The organism is Metabacillus sp. 84, from assembly GCF_050107715.1.
In the GTDB taxonomy this organism is placed as follows: Bacteria; Bacillota; Bacilli; order Bacillales; family Bacillaceae; genus Metabacillus_B.
The window spans coordinates 1-215 of the sequence record NZ_JBNILN010000053.1 but is presented as its reverse complement, the minus strand read 5'-3'; the positions used below and the strand labels follow the sequence as shown (position 1 = coordinate 215).

The 215-nt window shown below is 40.9% G+C and carries 1 protein-coding gene; it reads left to right on the top strand.

The genetic code is table 11. The features are described from left to right. The coding region (locus ACQCV8_RS20285) for an IS200/IS605 family accessory protein TnpB-related protein (protein WP_426847232.1) at positions 1–215 on the top strand (215 nt) is incomplete at both ends.

Sequence of the window (215 nt, the reverse complement as noted above, 5' to 3'; positions counted from 1 at the left end):
TGAGCCGTGCAATCGTCAATTTTGCAAAAGACAATCACATTTCTGTCATTCGCTTGGAACAACTGGCGAACATTAGACAGACGGCAAAAACGAGCCGTAAAAACGAAAAGAATTTGCACACTTGGTCCTTTTATCGCCTGTCTCATTTCATCGAATATAAAGCAAACCTAGTGGGTATTAAAGTTGAATATGTGAATCCCGCCTACTCGAGTCAA